17 protein-coding genes are annotated in these 24176 nt (G+C 34.7%); 7 read left to right on the top strand and 10 right to left on the bottom strand.

What is annotated here, in order from left to right; genetic code table 11:
* Positions 1 to 149: 149 nt before the first annotated feature.
* The 5 genes from QP953_RS21285 to QP953_RS21305 all read left to right on the top strand — a co-directional run bounded on the left by QP953_RS21285 (position 150) and on the right by QP953_RS21305 (position 11389).
* Positions 150 to 3329, top strand: a complete 3180-nt coding sequence (locus QP953_RS21285; RefSeq protein WP_309552902.1) for a CHAT domain-containing protein — start codon at positions 150 to 152, stop codon at positions 3327 to 3329.
* A gap of 504 nt (positions 3330 to 3833) precedes the next feature.
* The gene (locus QP953_RS21290) at positions 3834 to 4178 is read left to right on the top strand and encodes a hypothetical protein (protein WP_309552903.1); all 345 of its coding nucleotides are present in this window, start codon (positions 3834 to 3836) and stop codon (positions 4176 to 4178) included.
* Between the two features lie 199 nt (positions 4179 to 4377).
* Positions 4378 to 7557, top strand: a complete 3180-nt coding sequence (locus tag QP953_RS21295; protein WP_309552904.1) for a CHAT domain-containing protein — start codon at positions 4378 to 4380, stop codon at positions 7555 to 7557.
* A gap of 38 nt (positions 7558 to 7595) precedes the next feature.
* Entirely contained in the window at positions 7596 to 10787 is a 3192-nt protein-coding gene (locus QP953_RS21300) for a CHAT domain-containing tetratricopeptide repeat protein (RefSeq protein WP_309552905.1), read from the top strand.
* Positions 10784 to 11389, top strand: a complete 606-nt coding sequence (locus tag QP953_RS21305; protein ID WP_052593582.1) for a pseudouridine synthase — start codon at positions 10784 to 10786, stop codon at positions 11387 to 11389. Before QP953_RS21300 ends, QP953_RS21305 begins: the two co-directional genes overlap by 4 nt.
* Here QP953_RS21305 and QP953_RS21310 read toward each other — a convergent pair.
* From QP953_RS21310 to QP953_RS21355, 10 genes are all read right to left on the bottom strand, one after another.
* A complete protein-coding gene (locus QP953_RS21310) occupies positions 11366 to 12229 on the bottom strand; it encodes an MBL fold metallo-hydrolase (protein ID WP_052593581.1) in 864 nt (287 codons plus the stop codon). The genes QP953_RS21305 and QP953_RS21310 overlap by 24 nt on opposite strands.
* A gap of 99 nt (positions 12230 to 12328) precedes the next feature.
* Entirely contained in the window at positions 12329 to 12850 is a 522-nt protein-coding gene (ribH, locus tag QP953_RS21315) for a 6,7-dimethyl-8-ribityllumazine synthase (protein ID WP_052593579.1), read from the bottom strand.
* 244 nt (positions 12851 to 13094) lie between these two features.
* Positions 13095 to 13781, bottom strand: coding sequence for a hypothetical protein (locus tag QP953_RS21320; RefSeq protein ID WP_052593578.1), 687 nt, complete (start codon positions 13779 to 13781; stop codon positions 13095 to 13097).
* A gap of 556 nt (positions 13782 to 14337) precedes the next feature.
* Entirely contained in the window at positions 14338 to 15351 is a 1014-nt protein-coding gene (pdhA, locus tag QP953_RS21325) for a pyruvate dehydrogenase (acetyl-transferring) E1 component subunit alpha (protein ID WP_309552906.1), read from the bottom strand.
* A 303-nt stretch (positions 15352 to 15654) separates the two neighbouring features.
* Positions 15655 to 16317 (bottom strand): CoA transferase subunit B, encoded by a 663-nt coding sequence (locus tag QP953_RS21330; protein WP_052593573.1) that lies wholly within the window; start codon positions 16315 to 16317, stop codon positions 15655 to 15657.
* A 57-nt stretch (positions 16318 to 16374) separates the two neighbouring features.
* Positions 16375 to 17067, bottom strand: a complete 693-nt coding sequence (locus QP953_RS21335) for a CoA transferase subunit A (RefSeq protein ID WP_052593571.1) — start codon at positions 17065 to 17067, stop codon at positions 16375 to 16377.
* A 467-nt stretch (positions 17068 to 17534) separates the two neighbouring features.
* Entirely contained in the window at positions 17535 to 19001 is a 1467-nt protein-coding gene (locus QP953_RS21340) for a hypothetical protein (RefSeq protein WP_309552907.1), read from the bottom strand.
* Between the two features lie 203 nt (positions 19002 to 19204).
* Positions 19205 to 20152, bottom strand: a complete 948-nt coding sequence (locus tag QP953_RS21345; protein WP_052593566.1) for a hypothetical protein — start codon at positions 20150 to 20152, stop codon at positions 19205 to 19207.
* Between the two features lie 162 nt (positions 20153 to 20314).
* Positions 20315 to 21166, bottom strand: coding sequence for a hypothetical protein (locus QP953_RS21350; protein ID WP_052593565.1), 852 nt, complete (start codon positions 21164 to 21166; stop codon positions 20315 to 20317).
* 115 nt (positions 21167 to 21281) lie between these two features.
* Complete coding sequence (locus tag QP953_RS21355) at positions 21282 to 21791, bottom strand: hypothetical protein (protein WP_309552908.1); 510 nt, start codon at positions 21789 to 21791, stop codon at positions 21282 to 21284.
* Positions 21792 to 22563: 772 nt separating this feature from the next.
* On the opposite strand from QP953_RS21355, the gene QP953_RS21360 reads away from it, so the two are divergent.
* Positions 22564 to 23346, top strand: a complete 783-nt coding sequence (locus QP953_RS21360) for a helix-turn-helix transcriptional regulator (protein ID WP_052593561.1) — start codon at positions 22564 to 22566, stop codon at positions 23344 to 23346.
* A gap of 103 nt (positions 23347 to 23449) precedes the next feature.
* Positions 23450 to 24082 carry an NAD(P)-dependent oxidoreductase gene (locus QP953_RS21365; RefSeq protein ID WP_052593559.1) on the top strand — a complete coding sequence of 211 codons (633 nt, stop codon included), beginning with the start codon at positions 23450 to 23452 and terminating at the stop codon, positions 24080 to 24082.
* Positions 24083 to 24176 lie beyond the last annotated feature (94 nt).

Below are 24176 nucleotides of genomic sequence, written 5' to 3' on the forward strand. Positions count from 1 at the left end.
ATAAAATAGGGATGGCTTTTTTTGTTATTTTATACAGAAAGTAAGTATTTTGCTCCTCTTCTACTAAATTTTTTTATTAGAATTTAACATTCTTGCAATTTTATGTATTTTTCATAAATCATTCCTGTAGCACTACAAATACCCACTCTATGAATATGCAGATTAAAATAAGTATTACTTTCATCTTTTTTTTCTTGGTTATTAGTAGCATTTACTCTTTTCAAGAATCCCCTTATACTCCAGAGCTACAAAAAAAATTAACCGTTGAGAAAAAAAAAGCAGAGGAATTGATGGATAAAGGTTTATGGGATGAATCTATCCAAGCATATAAATCAGTCCAACAAAAATACTTCAGCTTGGGATTAAAGTCAATTGCTACTGATGTATATGAGGACATTTTAATCGTTATTGTTCTACGAGATGATTTGGATATAGCAGAAAAACGTGAGATAATAGAAAATATAAAACGTAATGACTCTAATCCTAATCTAACAGGCATCTACTATGGTGCTTTAGCCCATTTATTTACTTTTTATGGTGAAATAGATTCCATAAATTCATACTATGAAAAAGCCTCTCTATTATATCAACAACAGAAACGTTATATATTAGAAGGTAATCTGAATACAACTTTAGCTTTTGAGTTTTACATGTTGGACAATTTACAGCAATCTGAATTATTTTTAAAAAAAGCAGAAAAAATTTTAAATAAAAAGCTAAAACCCAATAATCTAGATTTGTTAACAATCTATAACGTTCAAACTATGGTTTACCATGGTCTTGCCAAATACGATAAAGCATTAAAAGCAAATCTTACTAGTATCAAAACATTAAAAAGTGCCCCATCTACCACTCCTTTGATTTTAGCTTATGAATATAACAACCTTGCTACAATTTATGGCGCATTAAAGGATTATAACAATTCTCTAGACTACTATCAGAAAGCTCTTAATTTAATTAAATCAGGCAATTACCCCCCCGAAGAATTAGCCATCTATGTATTTAATATTGGAGCTACATACGCAGAGCAAGAAAAATTTTCTCTAGCAAAAGAGGCTTTTCTAGAATCCTTATCTTACCTTAATTCCTCCAAAGAAAGAAACAAAGATATTTTAGTCGACTATATCAATAATTACCATCAAATTGCCGTTTGTTATCAACAAGATAATAACTTAGATTCCGCATTATTTTATATACAAAAAGCTGAAGATATTAATCAAAAGTATCCCTATAGAATATCAGCTACATATAAAATATTAAGTCAAATTGCCCTAGCCCAAAAGGAATTTGGCAAAGCAAAAGAATATGCCTTAAAATCAATACAGAAAAGTAAAGAAGCCTATGGTGAAAAAAATACTATTTTAAATATTTCATACAACACGCTAAGTGACATAAATATAGCCGAAAACAACTACCAAGAAGCTCTGTTCAATACCCAAAAAGCATTAGAAGCCATTAGCTTAAATTTTTCGGATCCCAAAGGAGTGAGTAATCCTAAATTGGCAGATGTTTTAAACAAAGGAGAATTATTGTCTACCTTAAGAAGGAAACTCAGTATCCTCAAACAACTTTACAAGCAAGGCGATCCTTTGGTAACAGGAGATGATGTTTTTGGGACGGCTAAATTGACCGCAGAAGCCTTGGAGCAAATGAACCGAAAGATGAAAGATGTTAATTCTAAACGAGGTTCATTAAATCGACAAGCTTTGCCTTTATTTGAAGCGGCTATTTCTTCTGCCTTGGAAGTTGCCAATAAAACAGGTGATGAAAAATACATTAACGAGGCATTTATGCTATCAGAACGTAGTAAGTCTATGTTAATGGCTGATGCCATGCAAGGAGCGATTGCCTCTAGTTTGGGTGGTATCCCTGATAGCTTGTTAAAAAAATTGGATGACCTGCAAGAAGCGTTGGCAGATGCCGAAAAACAACGTTTTGAAGCTAAAACAGCGGGGAATACAGCCAAAGAAAAAGAAATGGAAGCTGCTGTTTTTGACTGTAAACACCACTTAAATTTACTAGAACATAGTTTAGAGGAGCAGTACCCTAAGTACAAAACGTTAAAAATGAAATCTTCTGTGGCATCTGTTCAAGATATCCAAGATGTCCTAAGTCCTAAAACTATCTTCATTGAGTATTTTGAAGGAGAAAATGATATCTACGCCTTTGCCATTACTAAAAAAGGAGTGTCTGTAGAAGTCATTGCCAAAGAGGAAGATTTTAAATTAAATATTTTCAGCTTCCAGAAGTCGTTGATGGACATCAAAGCTTTTACTGCTCAACCTGGCATTGTCTACAATGCATTTGTCAAAAAATCGCACTATTTTTATTCCAAACTAATTCAAAATGCCGTTAAAGAAACAGCAGAAAGATTGATTATTGTCCCTGACGGGCAGTTGGGATATTTGCCATTTGAGGTGTTGATTACTCAAGAAATGCCTCTATTAAAACAAGGAACCGACCAAGGAGCTGACTTTTCTACCCTTCCTTATTTGCTGCGTGATTATAAGGTTAGTTACAACTATTCAGGGACGCTTCTAATGGCTCAACAGGCTAAAAAAGAAAATATTATCAATGGCAATATTCTGGCATTGGCTCCTTCCTACGCCCCTACTGAAATGCCCAATTGGCGTGAAAAAAGAGAAGTAGAATTGAGAAAAACATTGATCGAGCTTCCTGGTGCTGTTAATGAAGTCAGCAAATTGGAAGAATTATATGCTGGTCAATTTTATATTGGTCAACAAGCCAATGAGACGATATTCAAAACATCTGCGCCTAAACATGGTATTTTACATTTGGCCATGCATGGCTTGGTGGATCAAAAAGACCCAGAGTATTCAGGCTTAGCATTAACCGAAGACCAAAGCAAAGAGGAAGATAATTTTTTGTATGCCTATGAAATTAAACAATTAGGACTTCAAGCAGGCTTGGTTGTCTTGAGTGCTTGTGAAACAGGAATTGGCAAATACCAACGTGGTGAAGGAGTCGTTAGTATTGGTCGTGGATTTATGTATGCTGGCGCCCCCTCTTTGTTGATGACATTATGGAGTTTGAACGATCAATCTGGCGCTGCTATTATTGAACAATTTTATCACAATTTAAGCCAAGGGATGGAAAAAGATGAAGCCATTCGTCAAGCCAAATTATTTTATTTGGACAACTATCCTAATGAATATACCCATCCCTTTATGTGGGCTGCTTTTGTTCAAGTAGGTGACTACTCTAGCATTAAAATAAATCATAAAAAAAATTGGAACTATTATATAATAGGAACTGTTATATTTTTGTTAATATCATTTTTTTTACTTATCTTAAAAAAACAGAAATAATGTATAAGGCAATTTAACCCCTAATTTAAAGTTGCCTGTTTCCCTGTTTAATTTAATACTTCTAAAATTTATCTTCTCCTTCGTCCACTATTTATATTAGGAAAGATTGATTTTAGAAACTGTTTTGTAATACAAATATATCCCCTATGTTTCTTCTAGACGAGAATCATAACACTCCCTTGTTGTTATGGTTGATGAAATATTTTTGGTGTGTTAATCAACAATCACTCAACTCAAGCAGTGCATTGTTTCACTCCATTATACAACAACAACTTATTTTCTCTACTCGTACCCAACTAAAACTCAATAAGACAATATGCTCATTGGCACCTTCTCTTGTGCCTTATCCACAGATAATACCTCCACTCTATTCACAGAGTTGGAGTCGCTTTATGATCATAAACACATCGATTCCAAACCTTATTTTTTCACTTAGTTCTAAAAAATAAAGCTAAGAGCTAAACAAATAAAACACATTTAAAAACATAGAAAACTTAAACAATTATGGCTTACGTACGAAACATGAAAGCAAAAAGAGGGGCTAATACCTCTACCAAAACAAAAGTTACTGTAGTAGTGGGAGAAGACAATAGCAAGTCTGTAAAATCCGTTCAAGTATACATTCCTACTATTCCAAACCAACCTACTCCTGAACCAGAAAATATTGTCCTTTATTTTGAAAGAATGGAAGGAGACGATCGAATTTTTTCTTATGATAATTTGAATTTCAGCTCTGATCCTGTAGATTTTACTTACGAAATGACAGCAACAATGAAAGATGGTTCTGGTGGTACTATTGGCAGCCCTTATAGCCAAGCCGTTCAGATAGAAGCTGAAGTTCTGGTTTAAAATTCAAAAAAATAGTTTGTTAAAAATTAGCAATCCTATTTTTCCCTGACTAAGAATAATAAAAATCAAAATAAATATACAAAGCTATCTCCTTTTCAAGAGATAGCTTTATATTTGTATGTATTACAGCTTCCCGTTACAGAATTCTAAATTCAAATGCTCTCCCTGTTTCTTTTCATCTAAGTAAAAGTGACTTACTATGCGTTATCGGTTTACAGCTATCCTCTTTTGTTGTTTTTTTTTTAGTTCCACTAGTTTTGCCTTCCAGTCGCCCCAACCACCTTATATTTTTTCCGTTCCAGAACTCAACCAATTGAGATTGGATGCAGAAATACACGTCAGCAATAGCTTACCCCATCAAGCACTAAAGGCCTTTCAAGCCCTACAAGAAAAATGTTGGGAATACCATTTGGATAGTGTTGCCATTGATATTTACGAGGATATTTTCATCGCTTGCATCTTATCCGATAATCAAACCTTGGATAAAACTTTGGCTTTTATTGATAGCTGTTACCAACAAGAAACCGATAGTAGCATCAATGGGATTTATTATGGAGCTATTGCCCATGCTTATTTGTTTTATGGGGAAATAGATTCTATGGAAAAGTATTACAATCTAGCTATTTCTATTTATGAGCAACAAAAACGGCACTTACAAGCCGCCCACCTCAATATTAATATAGCTATTGAGTATTTTTTTTTAGAACATTTATCTAATGCCAAAAAATATTTGCACAAAGCAGAAGCTATTGAAAAAAAACACCTAATCCCTCAACAACTCTATACACCAGCCTTGTATTCAGCTCAAACCTCTATCTACAAAGCGTTAGGTCTATACGAAAAGGCTATTAAAAGTATGATGAAAGCCATTCGCCATGGCAAAACTAGTCAATCAATGACTCCTTTTTTTTTAGCTTATGAGTATGCTCATCTTGCCAATATATACGATGATTTAGAAGATAATAATAATGCCTTAAATTACTATCACAAAGCCCTCAACACCCTAAGAAACGTAACCATAGATGATCCAAATGAAATTTCACATTTACTATATAATATAGCATATGTTTTCCACAAACAGGGAAAAATAGCAAAAGCAAAACAATATATCTTTCAATCTATTTCTTCGATTGAAAAGGCAGATACCCTTAACAAAAACTTACAAGAGAATTTAATTCACAATTACCAATTATTAGTAGATTGCTACTCTGACCAAGACTCTGTTCTTTATTATATTCATAAAGCACTAGAAGTTCATCATGATAATTCTTATATGATCAATATAACATATAGATATTATGGCTATTACTTCTTTCGAGAACACGATTTTAAAAATGCGCAACTATACGGTCAAAAATCGCTAGAAGCAGCTCTAAAAACCTATGGACCGAAACATACTCAAGTTGGGCTGAATTACCTATTACTGGCTCGAACGGTCTTTGCCAAACGCCATTATACTCAAGGTTTTCAGTATCTACAAGAAGCATTAAGTGCTCTAAGTACAGACTTCTCAGACAAGGACGGACTTTCTAATCCTAAATTATTGGATCAACTAACTAATAAAACAACTTTTTTAGCTGTTTTATACGAAAAAATGAAGTATTTGAATATACTTTATAATCAAGATTATCCAATTGCTACAGAAAAAATCCTATATCAAACTGCAAAATTAGCTACCCAAACCATAGAATCCATCAATCGAAGTATCAAAAGTCGAGCTTCTCAATTAGCTTGGTTGAATAAAGAAGCCATTCCTGCTTTTGAGCAAGCCATACAAATTGCACTAAGCATCTATAAAAAAACAAATAATACGGAATACCTAAGCGAAGCATTTGCCTTGGCAGAACGCAGCAAATCAATGCTAATGATCAGTACTTTCCAAGAAAATGAGGCTTTTGCGCTTGGCAAAGTCCCTCAAGAGCTGATTCACCGTGAGCGAGCTTTGTATCAACTATTATCAGATTCCAAAAAGAAGCATTTTGATGCTACACTCTCCAAGGATGAAGCTATGATGGCTTTTCAAGACAGTTTGATTTTTGAGTATACCGATCAAATTATGATGTTATTGCACCAATTTGAATTGGAGTATCCTGAATATTATAAACTAAAATATACCATCAAATCGACAGGAATCAAAGCCGTACAAGATCAACTGGATGCTAAGACTGCTTTCATTGAGTATTTTGAAGGCGTATCTAATATCTATGCCTTTAGCATTACCAAGCAGACAGCTACCGTACACACGATTCCAAGAACAGATTCTTACCACCAAGATGTTGCCGATTTTCAAGCTATTTTAATTGGTTTGGATGAAGCAGCTCAAAATACGGCTAAAAGTTACAACCAGTTTCTTGAAACAGCTCATCAATTCTATCTAACATTTTTAAAAAACAGCTTACAAAATACCTCTGTAGAACGATTGATTATCATTCCTGATGGGCGATTGAGCTATTTACCTTTTGAAGCTTTTTTAACCAAAGAAGTTCCATTAGATATCAATCAATCCAATAGCAATGCCAATTTTGCTCCTCTCCCATATCTAATTAGAGATTACAAAATTAACTACAACTATTCTGCTACCTTATGGATTGAACATTTGCTTCAAAAAGAAACTTCTAAAAATGGTCGTATCTTAGCTTTGGCTCCTAGCTATGCCAACAAAACCGCTCCCAAGTGGAGAAGTCCTTATGAAAAACAGCTTCGAACAGAGCTGGTAGAACTTCCTGGTGCCATTCGAGAACTAGATTTTTTAAAATGGTCTTTTGATGGTACCTTTTTGGTCAATGGTGCTGCAACCGAAGCCGCTTTCAAAGAAAAAGCTTTAGATTACAGCATCTTGCACTTTGCAGTTCATGGCTTAGTTGATACCAAACACCCTGAATTTTCGGGCTTAGCTTTGGCTGAAAACGGCGACAAAATGGAAGATAATATCTTGTATACGTATGAGATCAAGCAGTTGGGCTTAAATGCTGATTTGGTAGTTTTATCTGCTTGTGAAACAGGAATTGGAAAGTATCAATTGGGAGAAGGCATTTTGAGTATTGGACGAGATTTTATGTATGCGGGCGTTCCTAGTATGTTAACGACCTTGTGGAGTCTCAATGATTATTCTAGTTCTATTATCATTGAGAAATTTTACACCAACCTTAGCTTGGGCATGGAAAAGGACGAAGCCATTCAACAGGCCAAACTCTATTATTTGGATAATTACGAAGGCTTATCTACTCACCCTGCTTTGTGGGCTTGTTTTGTGCAAGTAGGTGATTACGCTAGCATTCCTATTCACAAAAGCTATCGGACATGGTATATTGCTTTGGCTGTCTTTGGAGGCTTGTTGCTTCTAAGTAGTTTTGTCTTTTTTAAATTTAGAGCTCGATAGTTTTCTTATTTCTTTAAGCACCGAACCAAGCTTTCTATATGAAGATTTTGCCAATCTACTTATCTTTATTATTTGTTTTATTTTCAACTTCTTCTTGGGCATTTCAATCTCCTATAGAGGCATATACCTTTAACATTCCTGAATTGGATAGTTTGGTAAAAAAAGGGAAACAACAGGCAAATGAAGAAAGATTTAATGCCGCGATCAAAACGTACCAACAATTGCAGCAAAGGTGTTGGGATGTCGGCTTAGATAGTGTTGCTATTGATTTGTATGAGGATATTTTTGACGTTCATTTTTTAAAAATGCAAGGATTAGCCCATACCTTAGCATTTATTGACAGTTGCAAACAGCAAGAAGCAGATAGCAGTATATTAGGGATTTATTATGCTGCATTAGCACATAATTATCTGTTTTATGGAGAGCCTGACTCTATGAAAAAATATTACACCTTAGCGGTCTCGCTATATACCCAGCAGCAACGGTATATGCAACTGGCTACTCTTTATCTTAATATTGTTAGTGAATTTTATTTTGGGGAACAAATTTCTTCAGCCCTAGAATACTTGCAAAAAGCAGAAGATTTAATTGAAAAAAAGCTACGTCCCAAAAATTATTATATTCCTGAGATATATCACCTACAAGCTTTAATTTATTTCAGCATTAGCAAATATGAAAAAGCTATACAAAGTTCATTGGCAATGATCAAATATGATAAAAATAGTGGTATTGCTTCTGACCATATGTTAGCATACGAATACAACAACCTTGGTGTAGCATTGGATCGATTAAATGATTATGAAAGTGCCATGGATTATTATCAAGCGGCTTTGTCATTAACTTTACAAACACAAACAAAAGATCCCAATAAAATTGCCTATCTATTGATTAATATCGGTACGTCATATGGCTTTCAAAAAAAAAGAACGCAAGAAAGAGATATGTACCTCAAAGGATTAGATATTCTACTAGAAATAGACTATTTAGATTTAGAATCTCAAGAAGACTTTATAAATGCTTGCTACTATTTAGCCAATTACTATAGAATCAAAAAACAAAGTGACTCCACCATCTATTATATCAATCAAGCTTATAAAATCAACCAAGTTAATGATTATAGAATATACCAAACTTATGAACTGTATGGTTTATACTTTCTGAATCAGAAAAACATCAGTAAAGCCAATAGTTATGCTTTTAAGATGTTAGAGAACACCATAAAAAAATATAACGTCAACAGCAGTGAAGTTGGATTATCTTACGAACTACTAGCCACCATATCCAAAGCTGAAAAAAATCACCTAAAAGCCTTAGAATACAACCAAAAAGCTCTAGAAAGCCTATCACCAAACTTATCTACTCAAGAAGGTTTTCCCAATCCTATCTTAGCGGATATATCCGATAAAAACCTCTTTTTAGATATTTTAGAGCATAAAATGGATGACCTTAGAACACTCTATGCTCAACAACACCCCCAAGTTTCACAAAGTGATTTGCATCAAACGGCCAGGTTAGCCACAGAAACCATGGAGTACATTAGCAAAGGGATAAAAAATAAAAAATCCAAGCAACGGTGGTTGACCGATAGAGCCATCCCCGTTTTTGAACAAGCCATTCAAATTGCATTGCTGCTTTATCAACAAACAAAACGTAAAGCCTATCTAAATGAAGCATTTTTGTTGGCAGAACGTAGCAAATCAATGCTACTACAAGAAGACTTCCAAACTCAAAAGGCAGTTAACTTAGGAAGTATCCCCAATCATCTTATCCTACAAGAGCAAAGTTTACAAAAATGCATTGCCGATATTACCAAAAAGCGTTTGGATGCTAAGTTGAGTAATAATTTTGATCGAATGGAGTCCTTAGACAGCGCACTTTTTGGATACAAGCACCAACTTATTGAGCTATTGCATCATTTTGAATCTGAGTACCCCCTTTATTACCAACTAAAACATACCTTTAAAACAACTGGCATTCAAGAAGTTCAAGTAGCTATAGATGAACAAACCATCCTAATCGAATATTTTGAAGGCACTAAAAACATTTATGTCTTTAGCATTAGCAAGGATACCGCCTTTGTGAACACCATCCAAAAATCAGATACCTATCAAGCCGACATTGCTAATTTTCGTTCTACGCTTGTAAGCATTCATGCGACCTCTCAAACTCCCACCAATTATTACAATAAATTTATTGAGAGCGCGCATAAGTTTTATGGTACTTATCTCCAAAACAGTCTAATTCCTTCTAAACAACGCCTAATTATTATTCCTGATGGTCATTTAAGCTACCTGCCTTTTGAAACCTTCTTGACTCAAGAAGTAGCACCAGAAAGAAATCAAGCCAGCAAACAAGTTGATTATGGTCAACTACCCTATTTGCTTCTAGATTATAAAATCAGTTATAATTACTCGGCAGATCTCTTAATAGAACGTCAAAATCCAACCCCAAACAGCCAACAAGGGCAAATTTTAGGTTTTGCTCCTAGCTATGCTCACCCAATTCTCCATTCTTCTAGAAACCCATATGAACAAACTCTGCGCAAGCATTTGGTAGACCTACCAGGTGCTTCTAAAGAACTTGAGTTTTTACAATGGCATTTCAAAGGGAGCTTTTGGGGAGGTGAATTGGCTACCGAAGCTCAACTAAAGAAAGAAATTTCGGATTATGATATTTTGCACTTTGCGGTTCATGGTTTGGTTGATAACAACTACTCTGATTTTTCGGGGCTGGCATTTGCTGAAGATGGTAATGATCAAGAAGATAACATTTTATATGCTTACGAAATCAAACAACTTGACCTCAATGCGAACTTGGTTGTCTTATCTGCCTGTGAAACAGCTACTGGACAATATCAAGCAGGAGAAGGCATTTTGAGTCTTGGTCGAGATTTTATGTATGCGGGCGTTCCTAGTATTCTTTCTACTCTTTGGAGCTTAAATGATTATTCTAGTGCTTATTTGATTAAGAAATTTTATACCAACTTAAGTCTTGGAATGGATAAAGATGAGGCTATTCGAAAAGCTAAATTAGATTATTTGGGCAATCACACAGGCATTTCTACCCACCCTGCTTTGTGGGCTTGTTTTGTTCAAATTGGCAATTATAATCCTATTGAATTAAATCCAACCTACAATAATGCTTGGCTTTTTGGTTCTATTGCTATTCTTTTAGTAATATTGTCCATTAGCTTTTTATTGTACAAAAAACGCAGTAGAACTGTACTATGACGCCACAATATTATATTATATACAAACCCTTTGGCATGCTTTCTCAATTTTCTAGAGAGCACGAAAGTCATCTCACATTAGCAGATTTGAAAATGGATTTTGACAAAGATATTTATCCTGTTGGAAGGTTAGACAAGGATAGCGAAGGTTTGTTAATTTTGACCAATGATAAAAAATTGACAGATGCCCTGTTGAATCCTAAAAACAAACACTGGAGAACCTATTGGGTGCAAGTTGACAATATTCCTACAAAGCAAGCTATTCAACAATTAAATCAAGGTGTTGATATTAAACTAAAGAAAAAAATATATCGTACGCAGCCAGCTAAAGTACACTTATTAAATACCGTTCCTAATTTGCCAGAACGTACTCCACCGATTCGTTATCGAAAAGAAATTCCCACGGCTTGGCTTCAGATTAGTCTTATCGAAGGTAAAAATAGGCAAGTGCGTCGAATGACGGCAAGTGTTGGTTTCCCAACACTGCGTCTAGTTCGATCCAAAATTGTTGACTTAAGCCTACAAGATATGGTTCCAGGAGAAGTCCGTCCCTTAGACAAAACAACAATGTATAAACTTTTACAATTGAACAAAGTCCGCTAAACGACCTACTTTATCAGCTACAATACGCCCCTTTTCGTTGCGCTTGACGGTACAAGCTTCAATTTCTGGCGCATGTTCGAAGAACAAGATATGTTGTTCTTCTACAGCTTTATTCAAAAACCATTCTTTCTCAGTTAAAGTTTGCAAAGGACGTACATCGTAGCCCATCACATAAGGCATGCTGATGTGGCTTGGAGAAGGCAATAAATCTGCGCAATAAATAATGGTTCGGTCTTGATACTGAATACGAGGCGTCATCAATGCTTCTGTGTGACCATATGCATAGCCGACTCCAAAGTTAGGCAGCCAATCTAGCACCTTGTCATAGGGCAATGCTTCTAACATTTTTAATATACCTTCTTCCATCAAAGGAACAAAGTTTTCTTTCAAGAACGAAGCTTTTTCTCTCGCGTTTGGTGTAAATGCCCAATCGTAGTGTGGTTGATTTGTCCAATAGGTAGCATTTGGAAATGTTGGTATTAATTTCCCAGCTGCATCTTTCAAAACAGCTCCTCCTACGTGATCAAAGTGTAAATGTGTCAAAAATACGTCTGTAATATCATCTACTGTTAAGCCATTGTTCGCCAAAGACTTTACCAAAGTAGCATCACCATGAGGGTGAAAATGTGAAAAGAATTTTTCAGATTGTTTATTTCCGATTCCTGTATCAATGATAATTTTTCGGTCGGCTGTTTCTACTAACAAACAACGCATTGCCCAAGTACACAAATTGTGTTCGTCAGGTTGCTCTAATTTTGACCACAAGCTCTTAGGTACCACCCCAAACATAGCACCACCATCTAATTTAAAATATCCTGTATCTATAACACTTAGTTTCATGAAATCTAATTTTAATATACATTAATGCCTTAAAATTCTATTAAACTGATGATCAACTTAATAAACCTGCTCATTATTAAAGACATAGAATAGTCTTTTTTATTTGCCGAATCCGATAGAGTTTCCTTCACCTTCTAATTCAGAGCTTAGTCCCGCCATTCTTAGTGCAGTTACTGCAGCTTCGACTCCCTTGTTGCCATACTTCCCTCCTGCTCGGTCCAATGCTTGTTCCATGCTATTTGGTGTTAGTACTCCAAAAATAAAAGGCTTACTAGTTGCTATTGCCATATTTTGTAACCCTTGAGCAACAGACATATTAATATATTCATTGTGGCTTGTTTCTCCTTTGATGACACAACCGATACAAATTGTAGCATCAACCGTTCTATTTTTATTAAGAATACGGGCACCTTGAGGTAGTTCAAAGGTTCCTGGCACTTGAATGGTATGGATATTTTCAGCTTTCGCCCCATGTTTTATCAAAGTATCGTAACACCCTTCGTACAAAGCGTGGGTAATTTTTTCGTTCCAATCGGCAACAACAATTCCAAATTTTAACTGCTCTGCGGATGGTAAAGTACTCTCATCATAAGATGATAAATTTTTGTCTGCGCTACTCATTCTTAGGTATATTTTAATAGTTTAATACAACTGATTATTTTTAGTAATAGTTAGCTGCGCTGCTACTATTTTAGACAATAGTTTTATTTAGAATAAAATTGGCTACTGCTCAACAACTTTATCCCAACAAACCATCGCAATTCAAATAGCCCCAAATAAAAAAGGTAAGATTAACACTAATTATAATAGCTAATCTTACCTTTTGGTTCTATATTTTTCGAAATAGTACGATTAAATTAGCGAACTATTTTAAACGAATCAAATCTTTATCTGCTCCCAATGTTTCTCCTATTTGTTGGTCAGCATTCATAATTTCTTGATAGAATTTTTTAGCCTCTTCTTTATTGCTTTGATGCTCCATCAAACGACCTGCTTTGTGCTTAGCATATAAAGCCAATGATAAGTTCTCTGTATTGCTAGCAGCTTGCTTATAATATCCCAAAGCAGCATCAAAATCATTCAATTCAGAAGCAGCATCTCCCATCATTGTGTATGCTTGTGTTTGAAGCAATTCTTCTCCACTAAAGTTAGAAAGATAATCTAAAGCCAATTGAGGCTGTCCAATTCTCAAAGAAGAAAGCCCAGCATAATAATGTGCTAAGTTAGCAGCAGGAGTACCACTATAATCTTGAATAATACCGACATAACCAATAAAGTTGTTGGCTTGACCAGGAACATTTCTTCCTTTTAGTGCAATCGTAAAAGAATCGCGCTTCATTTCTATATTTGCCTTGTATAGCTCCTCTTGTGCTGAAGCTTCACGAGGGTTCTTATATAATTGAGTATACACATAAAGCGCAACTATCAATATAAGCAGTCCGCCTATAACACCTACTATAAGTGTTTTATTTTCTTCAAAAACGTTATTTGCTTTTTCTTTTAACTGATCTGCTGTAAGATCCTGAATTTCAGTATATTCTTCGTTTGCCATAATCGTGTTACTGTATCTAAGTTCTCTTATTCTTAAATTAAATTTGTGTGCAAAGATAAACAAAGTTTTGACCTATTGATTTTTTTTACCCCAAAATTTCCCCTTAATATTAAATTTTATTCCTTAAACTATATTTATGCATAATTACTCAAAGGCAAACAAAACAGACAAGTCTGCCTATTTTTTGCTTCTTTTACTACTTTTGCTTTATAAAGCATTCAAAAATCACACAAAATACTATTGAAACAGCAGCTGATCTCTTCTCTAAAAGAGAGTCTCAAAAAAATAGCCAATGTTTCTAACTTGGTTAAATCAACAGCCTTCTAAAATCCAACAGTTGTTAAATAAGCGCTAGTAGCACAGATAAGTTGTTCACAGAGTAACAGCAAAGCTAATCAACGAACTAATAACATTGATATTTCTAAACAAACATAGTGACTAGGATGAATTAGAACGTTCATAACTGCACACAATAAAAAACCGATTGAGATTTAAACATCTCAATCGGTTCTCATGCTTTATTATTTGCAAAAACTAAACAAATAGTAAGCGATGATTAGTCAACAATGAATGGATAATCTTGTTGCTCATAATTATCGGTATAAATTTCTTCTGCGGGTGGAAATTCTGATTCCTCAGCAAATTTCACGGCAGCATCAATTTCTTCTTTTACTTTTGTTTTGATGTTATCAATATCCTCTGCTGTTGCGTGCTTTTTCTTCAACAAAGCTGCTTCGATAATATTGATAGGATCTTTGTCTTTGTACTCTTTTTCTTCCTCCTTTGTTCTATATTTAGCAGGGTCAGACATAGAGTGACCTTTGTAGCGATAAGTTCTAATTTCCAAGAATATTGGTCCTTTCCCAGAACGACAATGTTCTGCTGCTGCGGCAATTTCATTGTGTACAACTTCTACATTCATACCATCAATTTGCTTGCTTGGCATATCATACCCTAAGCCCAATTTATAGATGTCAGTAACGTTAGAAGTACGTTCTACTGAAGTTCCCATAGCGTAAAAGTTATTTTCACAAATAAACACAACAGGTAACTTCCAAGTCATTGCCATATTAAACGTTTCGTGCAAGATCCCTTGACGACAAGCACCGTCCCCAAACATACAAAAAGTCACATTATCGTTTTCTTTGTACTTATCTGCAAAAGCAATCCCTGCTCCCAAACCAATTTGACCACCTACAATTCCGTGACCGCCATAAAAACGATGTTCGGCAGAAAAGAAGTGCATTGAACCTCCTTTTCCTTTTACATTTCCTGTATATTTTCCATACAATTCAGCCATTGCAGAATTGCTATCAACACCTTTCGCCATTGCTGCTCCGTGTTGGCGGTAAGCCGTGATCCAAGCATCTGTTGGGCGAGTTGCTGTTTTCATACCAGCATATACGGCTTCTTGACCAATACATAGGTGCAAAAATCCTCTAATTTTCTTTTGGAAATACATCAAATTGGCACGTTCCTCAAATTTGCGAATGCGCAACATCAACTCATACCATTCTAAATAAGTTTCTTTTGAAAACGTTTTAGACTTAGTTGTTTTTCTTTTAGCCATAGCTTAATGACAATTTATCTGATAAGTAGTTAGTTTTTGAGATAACACTAATATAACAAATTAGTGTGCGTTTTTTTGCGTGATCATCCGCCCAAGTCACCAAGTTAACAACAGTGTCAAACTTGTGTATAGACATTTTTAAGTAAGTGGATTATCAGCTGCTAAGATATAGATTCTAATACAAAGACAAAACAACTCTCTGTTTTTTTCTGTAATAGTTTTTATTTTTCTTGTTGTAATCAACTCAATAGAGTTTCTACTGAAAAAGGTAGCTCTAAAAGAACTACCTAGTTATCTTTTCTTTTAATCAATATCCATTTCGGGTACGCCACCTTCTGGAATCACCAATTTTCCTTCTGTTTTTGCTTGAATTTCTTCTATCGAAACGCCAGGAGCACGTTCTAAAAGATGAAAGGCACCATCCTTGATTTCTAGCATTGCCAAATCAGTAACTACTTTTTTGATACAATTAACCCCTGTCAAAGGCAAAGTACAAGACTTTAATAGTTTTGATTCTCCTTTTCTATTGGTATGTTGCATCGCAACGATAATATTGCGTGCTGCTGCTACCAAATCCATCGCTCCTCCCATTCCTTTCACCATTTTTCCAGGAATTTTCCAGTTTGCTATGTCTCCATTCTGAGCCACTTCCATCGCTCCTAAAACCGTCAAATCTATATGTCCACCACGAATCATTTCAAAGCTCTGTGCAGAGCTAAACAAAGCTGCCCCAGGCAAAGTAGTCACGGTTTGTTTTCCTGCATTAATTAAATCTGCGTCCACGTTTTCTTCTGTTGGAAAAGGACCCATTCCCAACAAACCATTTTCAGATTGAAGAAACACTTGAATTCCTTCAGGGATATAATTGGCTACTAAAGTAGGAATGCCTATTCCTAAGTTTACATAGTAACCATCTTCTAATTCTTTTGCAATGCGCTTGGCAATGCCATTTTTATCTAAAGCCATTTTTTTTTCGATTTGTCAATTTGAAAATCCAACTATTTTCATCCTATCTCAATTACACTATCCTCTCACCGTACGCTGTTCAATACGTTTTTCGTAGTTTTCACCTTTGAAGATTCGTTGTACATATACTCCAGGCACATGAATATAATTAGGATCCAATTCCCCTGGTTCTAACAACTCTTCCACTTCTACAATCGTCACCTTTCCAGCTCTAGCCATCATAGGGTTAAAGTTCCGTGCCGTTCCTTTAAAAATTAGATTTCCATGAGTATCTCCTTTCCATGCTTTTACAATTGCAAAATCTGCATGTAGAGCTGTTTCCATGATATAAGGACGTCCATCAAAATACTTAACATCTTTTCCTTCGGCTACTTCTGTTCCAAAACCAGTTGCTGTATAAAAAGCAGGAATACCCGCTCCACCAGCACGTATACGCTCTGCTAATGTTCCTTGAGGAATCAAATCGACCTCTAATTCTCCACTCAACAATTGGCGTTCAAACTCTGCATTTTCACCAACATACGAGGACATCATTTTCTTAACTTGGCGTTGCTTCAGCATCAAGCCAATTCCAAAATCATCAACACCAGCATTATTGGAGATACAAGTAAGTCCTTTTACGCCTGCTTTTACCAAAGCAGTAATGCAGTTTTCGGGAATACCACACAACCCAAAGCCTCCCAACATTAAGGTCATATTATCCTCAATTCCTTGAATTGCTTCTTCGGCATTTGCCACTACTTTATTCATCTGTTTTGTTTTTAATTGTATGTCTAAAACCTCATGATATGGTTCTATATTAATAGTCGAATGCTAAACTATAAATTTTTGAAGAAAAAACATAAGTTAATCCTATTTATAGCATTCCTATCTATTATTTTAAATTGCCTTATTTGGGCACAATCACACAACAAAAAACAGATTCCCCCCTTTAGGACACTGCCACAAAAGTTATTTTTGCTTTTTAAAAAGAATTTTATTTGTCATCAAGGTTGCTCACAGTTGGGTAACCGCATTATTAGAACATGAATGAAACAAATAGAATGGCTAAAAGACCTACTTAAATTTTAAAAACTGGGAATACATTTATCGTTACTCGATACTCTATTTTAACAGCGCAGCTAACTAAGCACTAGCAATTTTACGAAATCAATTGATACAAGATGATTTTTTTATAATTTTTCATCTTCAGTATAGTGGTTGGTTTATTATAATAATCAAAAATGATTGGCAATTTCTTTTAAAGAATTCAAGTAATGCACCTCAGCAACTGCTTTATTTTCCTTAATTAGCTGGTTAATAGAATGTGTCAAGGCTCTAATTCCTTGATAATCCTTTGCTTTGACCAACTTCAACAAATCTAAGAGTGAAACCTTCACTTCTTTTATCATTTGGTCTTTTACAATAGCTCGGCTCGTCAGAAGTTCCTCACATTCTTCCAAGAAACCATACAACAAACAAAAACTAGCAACTGTCTCGTACATCCAAGTTAACTCCTCTCCTATTTTTGGCAAAAACCGTTGACAAAGTTTTATCAACCGATCTGGTTCAGAATGTTTGATAGTAGGATACCCCGACACATAATTAGCAGCTTCGTAGATAAAGTAAGGAATGTCTTCTTCAACAGCATTATTAGAAATTTGAAACTCTTTAATCATCTCAATATACTCCAGTGCTACCTCCGCTTCTTTGGCATACATACAACACAAGACAATATTATTTAATGTTCCTTCCATTGTTTTAAAATAAACATTCGGATTTTCCATTCTAATTTGTCGACTTTGTAAAATACAAGCAAAACTTTTTTTAGGTTTTTGCCGATTATACCAATACATGGCTTCCTGTAAGTAAGTAAAATCCAAATTGGCAAGCCTGTGGTGAGGCACATAAATATTCATCGGCATATTGGGGTACTGTTCTAGTAATTCCCGCAATTTGTTCAGATGGCGAGACAAAATATTGCTAATAGCAGCTGTTACCGCTCCCAATTGGCAGCCAATACAAAAAGCGGTGTAATGGTATATTAGTGTAAATCTGGGAAAATCTTTGAATGCCTTTGACTTTCTACGCATTTTATTCATCGTAGATTTATAATAATCTTGCAATAATTTATCATCATTTACAGTATAATAATTCGCACTAAATCCAGTAATTTGATTCTGAAACCACTGTAAATTATAAAGTAACTCTGCCGCCAAATCTGCCTTTTTTATATAATCCAAAATTTCTCTATTGCTAGGTTGATAAGCGTGCATAGCGCTTTTGATTAATCGAAACACCTCTGGCAACAACTCAAATAAATTATCGTCCCAACATTTTTGCTCTAGAACTTTTAACTTTTTCATGGCATCTTGGTGTTCATTTTTTAGAACTAATAACCGCAAAAACGCCAACTCTTTTTCTTCCTTTGTTAAAGAATTGGGGTGGTCTTTTATTTGATTTAGCAAATATAAATGTAATTTGCTCCTTAATTTATAAAACCGATTGATTAAGACTTTATCATCAACAAGCTCCCGCTCCTCTTTATAAATTGTTGCAACGGCCTTTTGAGTAGATATTTTTTGGGAGCCTTCTAGCAAATCTAAGTACAGCAACATTTTGGGCGATTGCTGAAAATCAAGATAAACTTGTTTTTTGTTAGCGATAGGTAATTCAGTATAGAGGTGTTTAATTATGGTGTTCATATTTTAATTTTTTTAATTGCTATTCAACAATTGTGCCTACAAGAACACCAATAAAAAAAGTTGTTGAAGAAATTAATATTCTCCCCAACAACTTAAACGCCCCTTAATACTGTGTTTTGCACAAACTACTCTTGCTTTAAAATTGTTTATATTTTTGATAATCAATATTCTCAAGCAACGAAGTAGAGTCCAACTTTTCTTTGTTAAAAACGACTATTTCCGCGCACACTTTTTTTGCTCTTTTTTTCTGTTTTATTAACATTATCCCTGCTCTTTTGAGGCGTAGCCTGACCATTGGTATTAAAAAAGAACATTAAATAAATTGTTCCATCAAAATTATCAACGCCAGCCGTAACTTCATTTTTTGCAGCAATATAATTATGTTCAACAGCAACCTCCTGATTAACAACATTGAAGTACTCTTCAGAAATTGTTGTCGCCAATGTATGCTGATACATTACTCCCCATCCAAACTCTGCTCCAATACAAACCTTGGGTGCAACAAAATATTCGGCACCTACAAAACCTCTAAGTCCAACGCCAAAAGCATTCAATCCCGTATGAGCTATTGTTCTTTTGTTTCCATTTAAGTTGGTGCCCCAATCATACGAGGTGGGAACAAGATTGGATAATGAGTAACCATTACCATATGTATAACGATAATCACTACTTTGATTATAAGTAAGACGAATATCGCCTCCCCAAAAACCTTGTAACCTGCCCTTGCCTTTTCGCATTTCATATCCCAATCCTAAGCTTGCTTGACTCCAGTTTAATGTACGACTATCTTTTACCATTGTAGAAGGATCGTTAGAGGCATCATCTTGTATATATTGTTCTTTGACAGAATGCCCCAAATTAATACCCCAAGCTAGTCTTAGTGCCGATTGATTTGTCAACATGTATTTTCCAATCAGTACCGAATTGCCAAAAACTGCAAAAAATTTATCGTTGTTCGCGTAATTGTTATTAGCTGTTGAATTAAAAGAATTTCCAAGCCAATAAAACACAGGAATCATATTCACTCCTAGGCCTATGTCACCTTTTTCGGGAACAATAACCTGTCCTTTATCATTTGTCAAAAGTTCGTCTTGAGCTTGAAGGTGAACAAAGCTAATGAAGAGTAATAGACATATAGTTGTTATTTTCATTTTAATTTTTTTTGTTGCAATACATCTCATTATTGCATGGTATTGGGGAATTAAGTGATCGAAAAAAAATGATTACTAAGAATTGAACTAGTAAATACAAAAAGAGGCTGCCCTTTTCAGACAGCCTCTTTAGTTATGTTATTATAGTGTATATATTCTTTATTAGAAATAAAAGAACATAAATACAGCACCATTCATGTTGTCAACACCAGCAGAAAATGCAGTTGTTGCGCCAGTAGTAGTATTGTTGATTCCTGCTTCACCTGTAGTAACATTAAAGTACTCAGAAGAAGTTGTTCTTTCAAATGTAGAGTTCAATGCAAGCCCCCATCCAAACTCTACTCCTAGAGAAAGTTTAGGTGCTACGAAGTATTCTACTCCTACAAAACCTCTAAGTCCAACGCCAAAAGTAGTGCTTGATCCATCAGTCAATACTCTTTCGTTACCATTGATGTTTGTTCCCCAATCGTAAGATGTAGGAACAACGTTAGCGTTAGAATATCCATTACCATAAGAATAGATATATCCAGTAGATTGTTGTAATCTCAAAATAAGATCAAGACCATAGTATCCTTGGATACGACCTTTACCTCTTCTCATTTCGTAACCCAATGCTAATGTATAGTGTCCGTTATCTGCTTTTCTAGAATCCAAAACCATATCCATTGGATTGTTAGAAGAATTATCTCTAACGTATTGGTTTTCTGTTACAGAACTCAAGTTAAAACCAAAGTGTACACGAGCAGCTGTTTTCTCTGACAACATGTATTTCCCCATAATAACAGAGTTTCCAAATACATTGAAAAACTTGTTAGAAGAAGCGTATAGGTTATTTGAATTATTGTTAAAAGAGTTTCCAAACCAGTTAAAGAAAGGAATCATGTTAACTCCCAATCCGATATCACCAGATTCAGGAAGAATTAGTTGTCCTTTTTTGCCTGTTAGTGGCTCGTCTTGTGCATTAGCACCAAAAAACAAGAAAGAACATACTACTAATAATAATACTTTTTTCATTACATAAGTTTTTTTGATAGTTTGTGTTTTTTATGATCTTGCTATTCAACAAAACCAATAAAATGCGAAACAAAGTTTGCAACCTTGTTCTTTAACATAAACTAAAAGATTCTTTTTAATAGTTGTGTTCTTGGATAATTACAGCACCATCCCAAACATTGATAGCCTCATCTCCTTTAGTGAAGATTTCAGTCTCTGTGATTACTTCATCGTTACCTGTTACCGTATTAAAACGCTCTCTTCTAACGTCCAATTCCAAATCTGGGAATTTAACATCTACATCGTAAGGAGTTCCGATAGCTGGCAACTCAACTACTACATTACCAGAAGCATCTACAGTACCGTCATAAGTTAATTTGTCATAAGAATATCCAGCAACAGGATTCTCTTGTAATTTCTCAGAGTTTACCACAAATTTAACAACAGTTCCAGCAGGAACGTTCTCATATTGAATCATTGTACTACCGTTGTAAGTAGTATCGTTTGTTTCATCTGTGTTGATACCTAAGTGAAGAGTTACCATTGCTGTTCCTGGCTCAGCTGGAGCAGTTTGAGTTTTTGTACAAGAAGTACCTAGTACTGCTATTACCATCATAACGATAGCAGCTAAAGTCAATTTCTTCATAATTTTAGAAGTTTGTTGGTTAAATAAAATGAAGTTTTGGTTTCGTCTAAATGTTAACTTAGTATTACATTAACCTTAAGACAGCGCAAAAGTACATCTTTTTTTGTTTAGAATCCAGTATATTTTTAAACTACTACTCTACTTTAACTTATGAAACTTAGTACATATTTTCATGTAGTTTCTTTGCCTAATCCTATTTATCAAAAAAACAAATAGATATAGACTTAATCTAACCAAAAAATCAAACTCACCATCTAAAACTAAGCTCTAAACTAAATTCCATTCAATTAATTATCAATAGATTACAACAACCCAAAAAGCTATTCAAAAGCTTTTACTAAGAGGCTATTTAAAACATATAATTGCAAATTTTCGCTTTAAATCTTACTCATTTTTCTATTTTATCGTTCTTCTATTTTGTCACTGCAACAATGTGCTATATTAGTTTGTTTATAGGCAAATTTTAACTTTTTCCTAAGACTTTACGTGTTAACAAAAACTTATGAATCCGTGGTGCAACATGGAGGATTTTTTGTTAAAATACATTGCTACTTTTAACACAAATCTTTGACAAAGTGTTAATTATTTGCAAACAGTACTTAGTTCTCTAAGCAAATTACTTCTATTGCCTTTTTTTTATATTTTATAGATTTTTATACTTAGTAATGAGGTCATCTACTTCATAAAAAAAGCTAACCACTAATTGACTCTATGTATCAAAAGAGGCAAGAAATTTAATATATTGATTTAATTACAAATCGTTATCTCCTTTATGAATAAAATAAACTACGAAGTCAGCAATAAATTAAAGCCTTTTGTTAATTGTATTATGGAAGGAGAAAATAATGCTAAAAATGCTCATACACATATCCCCTTATATGCAGATGGTTACCCTGGTATCATGTTTCAACAATCATCCAATGGCTTTTATTTACTTCCCAAAAAGAAAAAACTATCTGAATTGTTTTTATATGGTCAAACCATAGCCCCTGTTTCCTTAGATGTTCAAGGTCCATATAGATTTATCGTTCTTCAGCTCTACCCTTTTGCTTCTAAATACCTCCTAAACATTAACCCTCGTACCCTAAACGATGAATGTTATGACTTACTATCTACCCAACAAGTAGATGCCTCTGTCTATTTACAACGCCTCAAAGCAACTAACAGCCTAAAAACTCAAAGTCAAATTTTGACTGAATTGGCAGCTGCATTAATTGATGCTCATGCCGTTCCTCCAAATGATAGCATCCAAAAAGCTATTAGTATTATTATTCAACAAAAAGGTCAAATTAAAATCAAAGATATTTTGCACCAAGTTTATCTCACTGAACGGACTTTTGAGCGCCATTTTAGAACAGAAGTAGGGCTAAGTCCCAAACAATTTGCTCGGATTATACAATTCCAATGTTCCTTGAATCAGCTCCACACCTCAAATTTTGATAAACTAACAGAGGTTGGCTTAGATAGTGGCTTTGCCGATCAATCTCATTTTATTCGAACGTTTAAAAAATACACTGGTCAAACCCCTTCTTTTTATCTAAAAAATCAATTCTAATCTTCCCTTTATACTTTGTCGGTTTTGTTCTATTCTTTGGCATTTAGCCAGCCTACCTTTGTGTTATTAATTCACTTAAACACAATCATAAACAAAATTAGCCATGAAAGTCATTATATTTGGAGCCTCAGGAACGGTTGGAAAGCATTTGATACAACAAGCTTTAGAACAAGGGCATGAAGTCAGCACATTTAGTAGAGATATTAGCAAACTCAACGAGTTCGATCATCCCAAACTTTACAAAATACAAGGAGATGTTTTGCACAAAGAAGCGGTAGAAAAAGCCATCATAGGAAAAGAAGCTGTTATTGTTGTTCTAGGTGCTGGAGCTAATAGAAAAAGTGTTGTTCGCTCTATCGGTACTCAACATATTATCCAAGCAATGGAAAAAACAGGGGTAAATCGCTTGATTTGCCAATCGACATTAGGGGCAGGAAATAGCTACAGCAATTTGAATTTCTTTTGGAAATACATCATGTTTGGATGGTTTTTAAAACCTGTTTTTCTAGACCACCAACAACAAGAGCGTTTCGTCACTCAGAGCAACTTAAATTGGACAATTGTACGACCAGGAGCGTTCACCGATGGTCCTCAAACCAAAAACTATCAACATGGTTTTTCTCCTTCCCATCGCTCTCTAAAGTTAAAAATTTCTAGAGCTGATATTGCTCATTTCATACTACAACAACTATACAGCAACCATTATCTCTTTAAATCCCCAGGTTTGTCCTATTAGTGTTTAGTTGCTTTTTATAATTTTTTTCTTTCAAAATACTACCAGTCAATTCTCTCAAAGGCACTATTCATAAAGCTTTGGAGTAAAGCACCTT

The organism is Aureispira sp. CCB-E (genome assembly GCF_031326345.1).
Lineage (GTDB): Bacteria > Bacteroidota > Bacteroidia > Chitinophagales > Saprospiraceae > Aureispira.